Origin of the sequence: Hominiventricola filiformis, assembly GCF_020686965.1 — a bacterium.
In the GTDB taxonomy this organism is placed as follows: Bacteria; Bacillota; Clostridia; order Lachnospirales; family Lachnospiraceae; genus Hominiventricola; species Hominiventricola filiformis.
This window is the reverse complement of record NZ_JAJEPS010000001.1, coordinates 510290-524556: the sequence shown is the minus strand read 5'-3', so window position 1 is coordinate 524556 and position 14267 is coordinate 510290. Positions and strand designations below refer to the sequence as shown.

At 50.8% G+C, this 14267-nt stretch carries 14 protein-coding genes; 11 read left to right on the top strand and 3 right to left on the bottom strand.

The window, feature by feature from the left end; translation table 11 throughout:
• Positions 1-56 precede the first annotated feature (56 nt).
• From LKD36_RS02575 to LKD36_RS02565, 3 genes are all read right to left on the bottom strand, one after another.
• Positions 57-1151: an NAD(P)H-dependent flavin oxidoreductase gene (locus tag LKD36_RS02575; protein ID WP_308458538.1), complete on the bottom strand. Its 1095-nt coding sequence runs from the start codon at positions 1149-1151 to the stop codon at positions 57-59.
• Positions 1152-1307: 156 nt separating this feature from the next.
• Entirely contained in the window at positions 1308-2324 is a 1017-nt protein-coding gene (locus LKD36_RS02570; RefSeq protein WP_308458537.1) for an ABC transporter substrate-binding protein, read from the bottom strand.
• A 67-nt stretch (positions 2325-2391) separates the two neighbouring features.
• Positions 2392-2619, bottom strand: a complete 228-nt coding sequence (locus tag LKD36_RS02565; protein ID WP_118770603.1) for a hypothetical protein — start codon at positions 2617-2619, stop codon at positions 2392-2394.
• A 123-nt stretch (positions 2620-2742) separates the two neighbouring features.
• Between LKD36_RS02565 and pcrA the strand changes: the two genes are divergently transcribed.
• From pcrA to LKD36_RS02510, 11 genes are all read left to right on the top strand, one after another.
• Positions 2743-4959: a DNA helicase PcrA gene (gene pcrA, locus LKD36_RS02560; RefSeq protein ID WP_118770602.1), complete on the top strand. Its 2217-nt coding sequence runs from the start codon at positions 2743-2745 to the stop codon at positions 4957-4959.
• A gap of 80 nt (positions 4960-5039) precedes the next feature.
• Entirely contained in the window at positions 5040-5333 is a 294-nt protein-coding gene (locus LKD36_RS02555) for a DUF4366 domain-containing protein (RefSeq protein ID WP_118770601.1), read from the top strand.
• A 122-nt stretch (positions 5334-5455) separates the two neighbouring features.
• Entirely contained in the window at positions 5456-7093 is a 1638-nt protein-coding gene (gene rlmD, locus LKD36_RS02550) for a 23S rRNA (uracil(1939)-C(5))-methyltransferase RlmD (protein ID WP_308458536.1), read from the top strand.
• A 17-nt stretch (positions 7094-7110) separates the two neighbouring features.
• Entirely contained in the window at positions 7111-8013 is a 903-nt protein-coding gene (locus LKD36_RS02545) for a LysR family transcriptional regulator (RefSeq protein WP_308458535.1), read from the top strand.
• Positions 8014-8111: 98 nt separating this feature from the next.
• Positions 8112-9095, top strand: coding sequence for an alpha/beta hydrolase (locus LKD36_RS02540; protein ID WP_308458534.1), 984 nt, complete (start codon positions 8112-8114; stop codon positions 9093-9095).
• A gap of 22 nt (positions 9096-9117) precedes the next feature.
• Complete coding sequence (locus LKD36_RS02535; RefSeq protein WP_308458533.1) at positions 9118-10275, top strand: iron-containing alcohol dehydrogenase; 1158 nt, start codon at positions 9118-9120, stop codon at positions 10273-10275.
• A gap of 32 nt (positions 10276-10307) precedes the next feature.
• Positions 10308-10985 (top strand): flavodoxin, encoded by a 678-nt coding sequence (locus LKD36_RS02530; protein WP_308458532.1) that lies wholly within the window; start codon positions 10308-10310, stop codon positions 10983-10985.
• Entirely contained in the window at positions 10985-12118 is a 1134-nt protein-coding gene (locus LKD36_RS02525) for an alpha/beta hydrolase (RefSeq protein ID WP_308458531.1), read from the top strand. Before LKD36_RS02530 ends, LKD36_RS02525 begins: the two co-directional genes overlap by 1 nt.
• A gap of 5 nt (positions 12119-12123) precedes the next feature.
• A complete protein-coding gene (locus LKD36_RS02520) occupies positions 12124-12873 on the top strand; it encodes a carboxymuconolactone decarboxylase family protein (RefSeq protein ID WP_308458530.1) in 750 nt (249 codons plus the stop codon).
• A gap of 11 nt (positions 12874-12884) precedes the next feature.
• Entirely contained in the window at positions 12885-13334 is a 450-nt protein-coding gene (locus LKD36_RS02515; RefSeq protein WP_308458529.1) for a flavodoxin family protein, read from the top strand.
• Positions 13335-13347: 13 nt separating this feature from the next.
• Positions 13348-14193: an aldo/keto reductase gene (locus LKD36_RS02510; RefSeq protein WP_308458528.1), complete on the top strand. Its 846-nt coding sequence runs from the start codon at positions 13348-13350 to the stop codon at positions 14191-14193.
• Positions 14194-14267 lie beyond the last annotated feature (74 nt).

Genomic DNA, 14267 nt, shown 5'->3' with positions numbered 1-14267 from the left:
AATATAAGAAATCCCCGGAGAAAATAAATCTCCGGGGATTTTTGTACATCTGAAGTCTATTCGGCAGAACCGAAGAGCATTTTTATGACTTCCGGAACTGTTCCGATGTGATCGAGATAAGCGGCATTGTCTCCGCAGAAAATAAGACCATCGTTTACATCTCCTTTTACCGCACGGATTAATGCCTGCGTAATGCAGTAAGGAGCTTCTTTCGGATTGCATTTTTCCAGACAGCGGTAGCATTTTGTGATGCATTCTTTGCCATGGCTGATTTTTTCGAGAAATGGATTGTGGATGGCTCTTGCGGGCATACCGACCGGGCTGATGACGATCTCAATATCCTCCGGACGGGCATCTACATAAGCCTGTTTGAATGCATCTGCGGCGTCGCATTCCTCGGTGGTGACAAAGGGTGTTGCCACCTGAATACCGTCAGCACCCAGTTCCAGTACATGGCGGACCTGGTTTTCATGCATAATTCCGCCAGCTACGACGACTGGAATGGACGTCTGATATTTATCTGCATATTCTTTTGCACAGATGATAATGCGGCGGATTTCTTCATCATACTGGCTGTCGTAATCCGACTCATAGAGATGGGAGAGCTGCTCTTTGGAAAAACCGAGATGTCCTCCGGCATGGGCACCTTCAATGACGAGAAAATCTGCGGTACGGTGAAAACGTTTATCCCAGCGTTTCAGAATAATGCGGGCAGCTTTCTCAGAGGAGACGATGGGCGCGATCTTTGTATCGGTGCCTTCCACATATGCAGGCATATCCACAGGAAGTCCGGCACCGGAGATGATGACATCTGCACCTGCGTCGGCGGCGGTTCTCACATAATCTTCATAATCGCGGGTGGCGACCATAATGTTGAATCCCACCAGTCCCGGACATTTGCCATCCACATCTCGTGCAATGGTTCTTGCCTTTTCCAATTCCTGTCTCATGGCGCGCAGGTTGGCGGTTTTGGAATCTTCTGCAAAATCCGGTTCCTCAAATCCAATCTGTGCGGTGGAGATGATGCCGACTCCACCGGCTTTTGCCACGGCACCTGCCAGTCGGGACAGGCTGACGCCAACACCCATGCCACCCTGAATCAGTGGCAGTCTTGCAATTTTATTTCCAATCTGTAACGGTTTTACCTTCATAAGTACTCTTTTCCGGGCAGTTGCCCTTTGAATGTTATTTTGATTATCAAAATAATTATAATAGATACGGAAAAGAAAGTCAAGTGATATGGTTATTAAAACTACATGAAAATCAGAGCGGAGAAAATATCATGCCGGGATCAACATTTTGGAAGATTAGTGAGCGGATTCAGAAGCTTCTGCAGCAAAGGTAGTGGTTACCAGATCTTCATAAGGTGTCCATGCAGGCAGTTCCCCTGCTTCTTTCAGAATATTCTGTAAAAGATCAAAGCTGCTCTGCTCAAAGATCAGATCACTTTTCCATGTATCCTGCTCATAGTATCGGGTGACGATGGCAGTGATGGTATCAAGGTCAGTCTCTGCAAACTGAGGCTGAATGACTTTTGCAATTTCCTCCGGGGTATGGGTCTGGACGTAATCCATACCCTTCTGAAGGGCATTGGTGAAGGCCTGCAGAAGATCAGGATGAGCAGCAAGGTAGCTCTGTTTTGTACTGTAGGCGGTGTATGGTACGTAGCCGGAGGCTTCGCCGAGAGAAGCAACTACATAGCCCTTTCCTTCCTGCTCAAGTGCAGTAGCGGCAGGCTCAAATTCGACTGTATAATCTGCAGGAGAACCATTTCCGGTAAAGGCAGCAGCGGTGGAACCAAAATCGATACTCTGGTCGATGGTCAGGTCAGCAGCAGGATCGATGCCATTTTTCTTCAATATGAATTCAAATACCATCTCCGGCATGCCGCCGGCTCTTCCGCCATACACATACGCACCTTTCAGATCTTCCCATTGGAAATTATCAATGGGAGTCCGGGATACAAGAAAGTTACCGGCCCGCTGGGTCAATTGTGCAAAATTGACCAGATAATCGTCCGGATTTTGATTGTAAATATAAATGGAAGATTCGCTGCCCATGAAACCAATGTCCGCCTCGCCGGAGATAACGGCGGTAGCAGTTTTGTCGGCACCGAAACCGGTGACCAGGGTCAGATCAATTCCTTCGTCCTTGAAATAACCGTTTTCAATTGCCACATACTGGGGAGCGTAGAAGATAGAATGGGCTACTTCGTTGAGTGTAACCGGAGTCAGCGAAGTGCCGGAGGGTGATTCCTGTCCGCCGCATCCGCCCAGAGAAAGGGCAGTAAGCGCGGACAGCATGAGACAAAACCATTTTTTCATGATCTCATTCCTTCTGCAGAAATTTATAGTGTAATATATGCGGAAGAAACAGTTGTGTGCAGAATGCCTATTTTTCGGGATCGTTCTGATCTTTGCCGTCACCCTTAAACAGGCGGAACAGCCACAGGTAAATATAGAGAAGCACCGGGATGACCACAGTGGCTACGATGGATACCATGAGAAGGTCTTTCGCCTGATCGCCCGGAAGCAGGGAAAGTACAAAGGTGGCTGCATATAACAGTAAAATAATGACAACGGCTGTCAGAGCCAGAATGCGTTTTAATTTCTGATACATATGGAAAAATTCCTTTCTGAAAAGCTGATTTTATTATAGAGGGTTTGCCGGGGGAAAGCAATTGTCAAACACCTGTTCTTATGCTATAGTTATGAAAAAGCAGGCGGATAAGGAGGATTCCCAATGAGTGATACGGGAACATTAAACAGAGAACAGGAGCAGGCGGTATTATGTACGGAAGGTCCGCTTTTGATTCTGGCAGGTGCAGGATCAGGAAAGACCAGGGTTCTGACATACAGAATTGCTCATCTGATAGAAGATTGCGGAGTAAATCCATGGAATATTCTTGCCATTACCTTTACGAATAAGGCGGCAGGTGAGATGCGGGAACGTGTGGATCGTATCGTGGGATACGGTTCCGAGAGCGTGTGGGTGAGCACATTCCATTCGGCATGCGTCCGCATTTTGCGGAGACATATTGACCGGCTGGGATATGACACGAATTTTACGATTTATGATACAGAAGATCAAAAGACCGTCGTGAAAGACGTCTGCAGAAGACTGGAACTGGATCCGAAACTTTACAAAGAGCGTGCGGTATTGAGTGTCATTTCCCGCGCGAAAAACGAATATATTTCCCCAAATGAATTCAAACTTCAGGCAAAGGGAGATTTTCGTCAGGAGAAAATGGCAGATGCTTATCTGGAATACCAGAAGGAATTGAAGAAGAACAATGCACTGGATTTTGACGATCTGCTGGTGAAGGCAGTGGAATTGTTTCAGAGCTGTCCGGATGTACTGGAATACTATCAGGAACGGTTCCGCTACATTATGGTAGATGAGTATCAGGATACCAATACAGTACAGTTTAAGCTGATCAGCATTCTGGCCGGCAAATATCACAATCTGTGCGTGGTAGGTGATGATGACCAGTCCATCTACAAGTTCCGCGGAGCAAATATTCAGAATATTCTGGATTTTGAACATGTATTTCCCGATGCGGAAGTAGTCAAACTGGAGCAGAATTACCGTTCTACGAAGCATATTCTGGATACGGCCAATGCAGTGATTGCCCACAACAGAGGAAGAAAAGAAAAAGCACTCTGGACAGAAAATGAAGAAGGCGAGCCGGTATATTTTCAGCAGTTTCAGAATGGTTATGATGAGGCGGAATATATTACCGGGGAGATCAGGAAGAAAGTAAGAAGCGGGGAAGCAGAGTATAAGGATTTTGCAATTCTGTACCGTACCAATGCCCAGTCCCGTCTTTTTGAGGAAAAATTTCTTTATGCCAATGTGCCATATAAACTGATTGGCGGTATCAATTTCTATTCCAGAAAAGAGATTAAAGATATTCTGGCTTATCTGAAGACCATTGATAATGGAAAAGATGATCTGGCAGTGCGCCGGATTATCAATGTACCCAAACGCGGTATTGGAAATGTAACACTTAATAAGGTACAGGACCATGCGGAGGCACTTGGTATCAGTTTCTTCGAGGCATTGGAAGATGCGGAAAATATTCCATCCCTTGGAAAAGCACTTCTGAAAATACAGCCCTTTGTGACACTGATCCATGAGATGCGTCTGAAGGTGGCAGATCTGAAGCTGGAAGAACTGATCGAAGAGATTCTGGAAAAGACCGGCTACAGTCAGGAACTGAAAGATGAAGATACCGATGAATCCAAAGCCCGTCTGGAAAATATCGATGAGTTTATCAGTAAGGCTGTTTCTTACGAGACTGCTGAAGAACATCCGACGTTGAGCGGATTTCTGGAGGAAGTGGCACTGGTGGCAGACATTGACAGTCTCGATGAGAGTGACAACCGGGTTCTTCTGATGACCCTTCACAGCGCCAAAGGTCTGGAGTTCCCCTATGTATTTCTGGCAGGCATGGAGGACGGACTGTTCCCGAGTTATATGTCTATTGCAGCGGACAATCCGACGGAAGAAATAGAGGAAGAGCGGAGACTCTGCTATGTGGGGATTACCCGTGCCATGAAAGAACTGACGCTGACCTGTGCCAGAATGAGAATGATCCGTGGGGAAAATCAGTTTAATAATGTGTCACGGTTTATCAGGGAGATTCCGCCGGAACTGCTCGGAAAGCGGAGTGTCGTGCCACCGGAACCAAAGCATCAGGCGCCGCCGAAAGATACGCCGTATCAGCGGGCGAAAGAAGCGTTTAAGACCAAGACCTTTGATCCAAAAGAGTTTAAGGTGGTGAAAGCCGACAGTCTGGATTATACCGTGGGAGATACGGTGTCGCATATCAAATTCGGACAGGGAACTGTGCTGGAGATTCAGGATGGTGGCCGTGATTTTGAGGTTAAAGTAGATTTTGAAAAATATGGGGTCAAGCGCATGTTTGCATCTTTTGCAAAACTCAAAAAAGTCTGACATAGGATAAGCGGAAATTGCAAATCCTGAGAATATATGCTATACTAATAGCTAATTAAAACAGAAAAGAGGTATCCGCCATGAATCGTGTAGAGGATTTAATTAACTCAGCAAAGACCAATGAACTGTTGGGGGAACTGCTTCACATTAAGAAAGAAGAAGAGAAGAAAAGCAATGTTCTGATGTGGGTTGCGATCACCCTTGGAGCTGTACTTGCAGTAGCAGGTATTGCCTATGCGGTATACCGCTTCTTTACACCGGATTATCTGGAAGACTTTGACGAAGATTTCGACGATGATTATGACGATTATGATGATGACGACGATTTCTTTGACGACGAAGAAGAGGAAGAAGAGAAAGACACGGAAGAATAATCATTCAATGTGATGCACAGATAAGCTCCTTCTATCCCGTTGGCACGTCCGGTTGCGTGCAGCAGTTGGGTGGAAGGAGCTTATTTTGTCCCGGAATATGAGGAAGGAAAGGAAAAACAGACATGAAAAAAGGACAGGTTTACGAGGGAATCATTGAAAAAGTAGCATTCCCGAATAAATGTCACATTCAGGTGGACGGAAAAACAGTTGTGGTGAAAAACGGAGTGCCAGGTCAGAAGGTACGATTCTCTGTAAATAAAGTAAGAAGTGGAAAGGCAGAAGGACGGATTCTGGAGGTTCTGGAAAAATCTTCTCTGGAGTGCGAGCCGGTATGTCCTCATTTTGCAGACTGTGGCGGATGTACTTATCAGAATTTGCCCTATGAGGCACAGCTGGATCTGAAGAAAAATCAGGTAAAGGAACTACTGGATCAGGCAGTGGCACCCTTTGGCTATGAATATGAGTTTGAGGGGATCAAGGAAAGTCCCAGTCATTACGATTACCGGAACAAGATGGAGTTCTCCTTCGGAGATGAAGTAAAAGACGGACCACTGGCTCTTGGTATGCACAAAAGAGGCAGTTTTTATGACATTGTGACGGTAGATGGCTGCCGTATTGCAGATGAAGATTTCAGGGCAGTGTTAAAAGAGACTCTTGCTTATTTTACGGAAAAAGAGATTTCGTTCTACCATAAACTGTCTCATCAGGGATATCTTCGTCATCTGCTGGTAAGAAAAGCCGTGAAGACCGGAGAAATGCTTCTGTCCCTGGTGACGACTTCCCAGATGGAGCCGGATCTGAATGAATGGAAAGAGCGCCTGCTGGAACTTCCGCTGAAAGGAAAATTTGCAGGAATTCTTCATACGGTCAATGACAGTCTGGCAGATGTGGTACAGAGTGATCGGACAGACATCCTCTATGGAAAAGATTATTTTTACGAGGAACTGCTGGGGCTGAAATTCCGTATTTCTACCTTCTCCTTCTTCCAGACCAATTCTCTGGGTGCAGAAGTACTCTATGACACAGCCAGATCCTATGTGGGCGAGACGAAGGACCAGGTGATTTTCGATCTTTATAGCGGAACTGGTACGATTGCTCAGATTCTTGCTCCGGTGGCGAAGAAAGTAATCGGTGTGGAGATTGTGGAAGAGGCAGTAAAGGCAGCAGGAGAAAATGCAAAGCTTAATGGGCTTACTAACTGTGAGTTCCTGGCAGGGGATGTGCTGAAGATGCTGGATACCATCGAAGAACGTCCGGATTTTATCGTGCTGGACCCGCCGCGAGATGGCATCAATCCAAAAGCACTGAGAAAGATTATCAATTATGGCGTGGAGCGTATGGTCTACATCTCCTGCAAACCTACCAGTCTGGCAAGAGATCTGGAGATGCTGCAGGAGAGTGGTTACCATTTGGTAAAAGCTTGCTGCGTGGATATGTTCCCGTGGTCAGCCAACGTAGAGACGGTGTGCCTCTTAGTTCTGAGAAATCCGGTGACACATATCAACATTGATGTGGATGTAGAAGAAATGGTGCAGGATAAAAGAGGACTGGCAACCTATGAGCAAATCAAGGATTATGTTCTGGAACACAGCGGATTGAAGGTTAGTAGTCTTTATATCGCACAGGTAAAACAGAAATACGGCATTATTGAGCGCGAGAACTATAATAAACCGAAATCCGAGGATGCCAGGCAGCCACAATGCCCACTGGAAAAGGAAAGAGCCATTACGGAGGCATTGAAACATTTTGGAATGCTATAAAATAAAGGAGGTGCTTCATGTATAACCCACAGCTTGAAACTTTTCTCCGCGTGGCGGATGCAGGCAGCTTCAACAAAGCCGCCGAAGAAAGCTACATCACGCCCACGGCTGTCATCAAGCAGATCAATCTTTTAGAAGAATCCCTCGGCGTGAAGCTCTTCGACCGTAGCCACCGGGGGCTGACATTGACAAAAGCTGGGCGCTCTATGTACCAGGATGCAAAATATATCATCCAGTATTGCCGGGACTCCGTGACTCGGGCAAAAAACGCCATGCAGGAGGATGAGAATATCATCCGCATCGGTTCCTCGCCCATGACGCCCGCACAGCTTTTGATGGATCTCTGGTCGAGAGTGCAAGCATTGCACCCCGATATTAAATTTCAGATCGTTCCCTTTGAGAACACGCCGGAAAATGCGCGGGAAATTCTTGCCAATCTCGGCAAAAACATTGATATTGTAGGCGGTATTTTTGATGAGACCATGCTGCACCTGCGGGGCTGTGCCGGGTTGGAGCTGACGCGGGGGCGCTTCTGCTGTGCAGTCTCCATCCACCACCGGCTGGCGGACAAAGACAAGCTGCAAGTTTCTGACCTCTATGGGGAGAATCTGCTGCTGATGCACCGCGGCTGGAGCCACTATGTCGATCAGCTTCGGGACGATCTGTGGCAGCACCACCCGCAAATTCACATTGTGGATTTTGATTTTTACAGCATGGACGTGTTCAACCGCTGCGAGAACACCAACGATGTGCTGCTGGCGATTCCCGGCTGGGCGAATGTCCATCCGCTTCTAAAGGTCATTCCTGTCGAATGGGAACACAACATCCCCTACGGCATCCTCCATTCCCCGGAGCCGACGCCTACGGTACGGCGGTTTCTGAATGCGGCGAAGGTCGTCAGAAAAGAACTGTACGGCTGATTACAACCCAAAGGTATATACTGATAAACAAAGCGAGACTTCCGCGGAAGTCTCGCTTTTCTTATAATAATGGCAGAAAACAAAAGGTGGTCGATACCATGAAACCAGTCTCATACATGGCAATAGTTCTATGCGTCATGCTATTCTTGACCAGATGCAGCTCTGGCGCGGTAGACGAGGAAGTGAACGAATCCGTGCAAAATAAAACCGAACCCTTTACCCGCAATACAAAAATCGAAGATGTCATCAATGCTCCGTCCTTTGACGGCTTCGGGCGGCTGCTGTTTCCAACGGACGAGTATTATTACAGCGGCGACACTCTGGAAGAACTCGGGCTGACCTACTACAGCCATATTGATCCAGACGAAACGGTGGAGATCGTGAACACCCTGCGAGAGCGGGCAGCGGACGGCCAAACCATCTTCTATGACATCTACACCGACGAGGAAAAGGCGGCTGACCCTGCCAAAGAAGATACAGGATTGTTTTTCTTCAAGGGAATCCCCGGCGAGAAATTCGCTATCTGCAATGCAGGCGGTGCTTTTGCCTATGTGGGGGCCATGCAGGACAGCTTCCCTCATGCGCTGGAGCTTTCCCAAAAGGGCTACAACGCCTTCGCTCTCATTTACCGCCCCGGCGCACAGACCGCCTGCGAGGACTTGGCAAGAGCCATCCGCTTCATCTTTGCCCATGCGGACGAACTGGAAGTGGACACCGATTGCTACTCCCTATGGGGTGGCTCGGCGGGAGCGCGGATGGCGGCGTGGCTTGGGTCTTACGGTGCAGAAGCTTTTGGCGGCGGCGATCTGCCCCGTCCCGGCGCGGTCATCATGCTGTACACAGGATTGAGCGAGTATTCCGAAAGTGATCCGCCCACCTATGCCTGTGTCGGTGACAGGGACGGCATCGCCAACTGGCGGGTCATGCAGGCGCGGCTCGAAGCCATGCAGCAGGCCGGGATCGACACGGAGTTTCATGTGTATTCCGGTCTAGGGCACGGCTTTGGACTTGGGACTGGAACCAGCGCCGAAGGCTGGATCAATGATGCCGTCGCCTTTTGGGAACAGCAAATGAAGAAATAACATTCAGAAAGGATGCGTTTTTATGAACAACTTTATTTTTGAAAACAAGACCAAGGTGTATTTTGGCAAGGGCGGCGTGAAGGAGTATCTGGGCTGCCTGCTGGATCACTACGGCGACACCGTCATGCTGGCCTACGGCGGCGGCTCCATCAAGCGCAACGGTGTGTATGATGAGGTGATGGGCATTCTGAACGCCAAGGGAAAGCGAGTCGTGGAGTTCTCCGGAATCATGTCCAACCCCACCTATGCCAAGGCGCAGGAGGGCGCAAAGCTGGCGCGGGAGAATCATGTTGACCTCATCCTCGCCGTGGGCGGCGGCAGCGTCTCTGATTGCTGCAAGGTCATCTCCGCACAGGCCAAAATGGACGAGGACATTTGGGAACTGGAGAACACCAAGCACACATTCCCAACGGAGTTTATCCCCCTCGGCACCATCGTCACGGTGTTCGGTACCGGCAGCGAGATGAATAACGGTGCCGTCATCACCCATGAGGGAAAGAAGATCAAGGGCGCTCTTTGGGGCGCGCAGGCGGATTTTGCCTTCCTTGACCCCAGCTACACGCTGTCCGTTCCCATGAAGCAGGTTATCTCCGGCGCGTTCGACACGCTGAGCCACGCGATGGAAACCTACTTCGGCAAGCCGGATGAAAACAACCTGTCCGACGATATTAACGAAGCCGTCATGCGCAGCGTCATCCGCAACATCCGCGTTCTGCTGACCGACCCGGAGAATTACGATGCCCGCAGTGAGCTGGCGTGGGCGTCTGCGATGGCAGAGAACGGCGTTCTGAAGATCGGAAAAGTCACGGACTTCCAGTGCCACATGATCGAGCATCAGCTGGGTGCCTACACCAACTGCAACCACGGTGCGGGACTGGCGGTCATTCACCCGGTTTTGTATCGCCACATCTGCAAGTCCGGTACAGCCCGCTTCGCCCGCTGGGCGCAGAATGTCTGGGGCATCGCATCCAAGGGCAGTGACGATGAAACTGCTTCTGCCGGTGTGGAAGCACTGGCTGCGTTCATCAAGGAAATTGGTCTGCCCACCACCTTTGCAGAGCTGGGCATTCCTGCCGACACGGACTTCCGGGCCATTGCCGATTCCACCAATATCACTGCGGGCTGCTGCAAAAAGTTGACCCACGATGAAATATATGACATTCTCTGCGAATGTAAATAAAACTAAAATTGAATTGAAAGGATGATTTTATCATGAAAAAACTGACTGCACTACTGCTGAGCGTCGTGCTCGTACTTGGCCTTGCCGCCTGCGGCTCTGCCAACAAGCCTGCATCTTCCACCACGCAGCCCGAAACCTCTGCGCCGACCGAACAGCCCGCCACGGAACCGTCTGAAAGCTCCTCGACCGCTCCCGCAGAATCCGAGCCGGAGACTCAGCCCGAAACCGGCAAGACGCTGGTGGTCTACTACTCCGCTTCCGGTAACACCGAGCGGGTGGCCAAGGATATTGCAGAGGCCGCCGGTGCCGACCTCTTTGAGATCGTTCCCACCGAAGTCTACACCAGCGAGGACCTGAACTGGACGAACTCCGACAGCCGCGTCAGCCGGGAGCATGACGACGAGTCCCTGCGGGATGTGCCCCTGACCACCACTGAAGTTCCCGATTGGGATTCCTATGACACCGTGTTCATCGGTTATCCCATCTGGTGGGGTATCGCAGCGTGGCCCGTGGACACCTTTGTAAAAAACAATGATTTCACCGGCAAGACCGTCATCCCCTTTGCCACTTCTTCCTCCTCCGGCATGGGCCAGAGCGGCAGTTTGCTGGCCGACATGGCCGGTACCGGCGAGTGGCAGGAAGGCCAGCGGTTCTCCTCCGGCGTTTCCAGTGATGATGTGCAGTCCTGGGTCAATGGACTGGGTCTGTAATGCATAGAAATAAAGTTTTCGCCGCAATGCTTGCAATTCTCGTGGTCGTGTCGCTGACCGCCTGTGGCCGGGAGTCCGTCGGGACTCCCGGCGGTGAGCTGGAAAACGGCGTTGCAGCCATTGAGGATGCTATGACAACGAAACCAAACGAAAGCAGTTCTGCTTCCACCACCCCCATCGATGATCTGCGTGACGGATCTTCGGCGGATACTGTGGCGACGCCCAACGATTTCCCGGCGGCCTACAACTACGGCAGCGGTAAAATTTCCGATTATTCCCGCACGGCAATGCTGCAAAAGATGCCGGAATCAGCGGGAAATGATACGGTGCTGAATACAGCAGCAGACCCTGCAAACATTCAAGTGCTCTATCTCTGGGAGGAAGGCAATGTCCCCGCCAGGACGAAATTTACGCAGGACATGACCGGATATTTCGATGACTGGAACTTCCGCCCCTATGTCACCGCCATCCCCGTCCGGGATGGCGTGAAGCCAAAAGGCGCGGTGGTGCTGATGGCGGGCGGCGCTTATCAGTTCCGGGGCAACTACACCGATTCGCTGCCCACCGCCGCAGCACTGCGAGAGCTGGGCTTTCAGACCTTCATCGTAGACTACCGCCTGTCTCCTTATACGCAGGAGGAAGGTGCGCTGGATGTGGCGAGAGCCGTCCGCTTTGTCCGCAAAAATGCGGAGATCTATGGTATTGATCCAGATGATATTGCCGTCATGGGCTTTTCGGCGGGCGGCATTCAGGCCGGTGAATTTCTGATGCACTACGACGAATATGTGACCGGCACGGCGCTGGACAGCACCTATGTGCCGGACGAGCTGGACGCCGTTCTCGCCTATGCCTCCGCCGCAGGCATGATCTATTCCTTCTATGGCCGCCTCAGCGTGGGAAATATGGATGCAAGCTGGTTGGCTGAGGGCAATTTACCGCCGACCTTCTATGTCTACGGCACCGAGGACCCCTTCTATCGTCAGTTCCAGCAGCAATATGATGTGATTTCTGGAATGGGCATTTCCACCGGGCGCATCGTGCTGAACGGCTGGCCTCACGGCTTCGGCTCCGATGGTGGTTGGGTTAAGGACTACGCCGCATGGCTGGAAACAGTTTTCAGTGAAATGGAGTGACCGACATGAAGAAAATAACAGCGGGCAGGGATATTTTAGGTGAATTTGCGCCGAAGTTCGCACAACTCAATGATGATGTTCTTTTCGGTGAGGTTTGGAGCCGGGAAAGTGAGCTTTCCGCACGCGACCGTTCCCTCATCACCGTGACAGCGCTGATGGCGCAGGGGCTGACGGATACTTCCTTCGGTCATCATCTGGCAATGGCAAAAGAAAACGGGATCACCCGCAGTGAAATTGCGGAAATCCTGACGCACGCCGCATTTTATGCGGGTTGGCCGAAGGCATGGGCAGCATTCCGCATGGCAAAGGACATCTGGGCAGACGAGGAAAACACTGATGAAAAGCAGCTGCACCAGAGCAGTATGGTCTTCCCCATCGGCGCGCCCAATGACGGTTTTGCACAGTATTTCAGCGGGCAGAGCTATCTTGCGCCAGTCTCCACGGCGCAGGTCAAAATCTTCAATGTGACCTTTGAACCAGGCTGCCGCAACAACTGGCACATCCACGAGGCGGACAAAGGCGGCGGGCAGATCCTCGTCTGCGTGGCAGGCCGGGGCTACTATCAGGAATGGGGCAAGGAACCACAGGAGCTGCACCCCGGCGATGTGGTCAACATTGCCCCCGGTGTCAAGCACTGGCACGGCGCTGCGCCGGACAGCTGGTTTTCCCATCTGGCGGTGGAAGTACCTGGAGAAAACTGCCGCAGTCAGTGGTGTGAACCAGTGAGTGAAGAAGAATATCAAAAACTGAAATAAGGAGCATTGCTATGAGTATTTTATTTATCAACGGCAGTCCCAACAAAAACGGGAACACCGCCGCACTGGCGGCAGAGCTGCTGAAAGATCACAAATATGAGACTTTGAACCTTACGGACTACACCATCGGTGCATACGGCCAGAACCTCCCCGGCGACGGACTGGATGCTGTCATTGGTGCCATGAAGCAAGCGGACACCATTGTCATCGGCTCGCCGCTTTACTGGCATAACATCTGCGGCAGCGTGCGCAACGTGCTGGATCGTTTCTACGGCAAGGTGGAGGACGGCGAACTGTCCGGACGCAAACTGTATTTTGTGTTTCAGGGCGCAGCTCCGGAAAAATGGATGCTGGAGGCGGGCGAGTACACCATGAAGCGCTTCGCCGGCCTCTACGGTATGACCTACGGCGGCATGGCAACCAACAAAAATGAGGCCGCAAAACTCACGAAAACGATTTAAGGAGGAATTTATTATGGAATATGCAGTACTCAATAACGGCGTGAAAATGCCTATGGCCGGTATTGGCACATTTCTTTTGACCCCGGACGAGGCAGAGGCCTCCTGCGTCAGTGCCTTGCAGGACGGCTATCGCCTGATCGACACAGCCAACGCCTATGTGAATGAAAAGGCCGTTGGCCGCGCTATGAAGAAGTCCGGCTTGCAGCGGGAGGAAATTTTTCTCGAAACCAAGCTGTGGCCCAGCTTCTATGAGCAGCCCGATGCGATGGACAAAACCCTTGCCCGTCTGGACACCCCCTACATCGACCTGCTGCTGATCCACCAGCCCGCAGGCAATTATGTGGCGGGCTATCGCCAGATGGAAAAGGCGTACAAGGAGGGCAAGGTGCGAGCCATCGGTCTGTCCAACTTCAAAAAGGAGCAGATCAAGGAGATTCTCTCCATCTGCGAGGTGCGCCCCACGGTATTACAGACCGAGCTGCATCCCTATCATCAGGAGCCTGAACTGAAAGCCTTCCTGAAGGAGAACGGCATCGTGCCGCAGGCATGGTATCCGCTGGGCCACGGCGATAAGGCGCTGCTTCAGGAACCGCTGTTCGCTCAGCTTGGCAAGAAGTACGGCAAGTCCGCGCCCCAAATCATTCTCCGCTGGCACATTCAGAGCGGCAACATTGTCATCCCCGGCTCCAAGAATCCCAACCATATCAAGTCTAACTTTGACCTCTTTGATTTTGCCTTGACCGATGATGAAATGGCGCAGGTCACCGCCCTCAACAAGAATGTACGCTACTACACCAGCACCCCGGAAATGCTCAAAAAGTATGCGGAAATGGTTCCGCCGGTGGACGAGCAGAAGTGAATCGATTTTTTTCGCTTTCGGTGACTCTTGTGTTGATACTGACTCTCGCGGGGTGCAGAGCCGGTACAGCAGTG

Coding starts and splice junctions, on each gene's coding strand:
- LKD36_RS02520 (WP_308458530.1), top strand. CDS start 12,124: ATGAAGAAAATAACAGCGGGCAGGGATATTTTAGGTGAATTTGCGCCG.
- LKD36_RS02555 (WP_118770601.1), top strand. CDS start 5,040: ATGAATCGTGTAGAGGATTTAATTAACTCAGCAAAGACCAATGAACTG.
- LKD36_RS02545 (WP_308458535.1), top strand. CDS start 7,111: ATGTATAACCCACAGCTTGAAACTTTTCTCCGCGTGGCGGATGCAGGC.
- LKD36_RS02525 (WP_308458531.1), top strand. CDS start 10,985: ATGCATAGAAATAAAGTTTTCGCCGCAATGCTTGCAATTCTCGTGGTC.
- LKD36_RS02565 (WP_118770603.1), bottom strand. CDS start 2,619: ATGTATCAGAAATTAAAACGCATTCTGGCTCTGACAGCCGTTGTCATT.
- rlmD (WP_308458536.1), top strand. CDS start 5,456: ATGAAAAAAGGACAGGTTTACGAGGGAATCATTGAAAAAGTAGCATTC.
- LKD36_RS02535 (WP_308458533.1), top strand. CDS start 9,118: ATGAACAACTTTATTTTTGAAAACAAGACCAAGGTGTATTTTGGCAAG.
- LKD36_RS02530 (WP_308458532.1), top strand. CDS start 10,308: ATGAAAAAACTGACTGCACTACTGCTGAGCGTCGTGCTCGTACTTGGC.
- pcrA (WP_118770602.1), top strand. CDS start 2,743: ATGAGTGATACGGGAACATTAAACAGAGAACAGGAGCAGGCGGTATTA.
- LKD36_RS02570 (WP_308458537.1), bottom strand. CDS start 2,324: ATGAAAAAATGGTTTTGTCTCATGCTGTCCGCGCTTACTGCCCTTTCT.
- LKD36_RS02510 (WP_308458528.1), top strand. CDS start 13,348: ATGGAATATGCAGTACTCAATAACGGCGTGAAAATGCCTATGGCCGGT.
- LKD36_RS02515 (WP_308458529.1), top strand. CDS start 12,885: ATGAGTATTTTATTTATCAACGGCAGTCCCAACAAAAACGGGAACACC.
- LKD36_RS02575 (WP_308458538.1), bottom strand. CDS start 1,151: ATGAAGGTAAAACCGTTACAGATTGGAAATAAAATTGCAAGACTGCCA.
- LKD36_RS02540 (WP_308458534.1), top strand. CDS start 8,112: ATGAAACCAGTCTCATACATGGCAATAGTTCTATGCGTCATGCTATTC.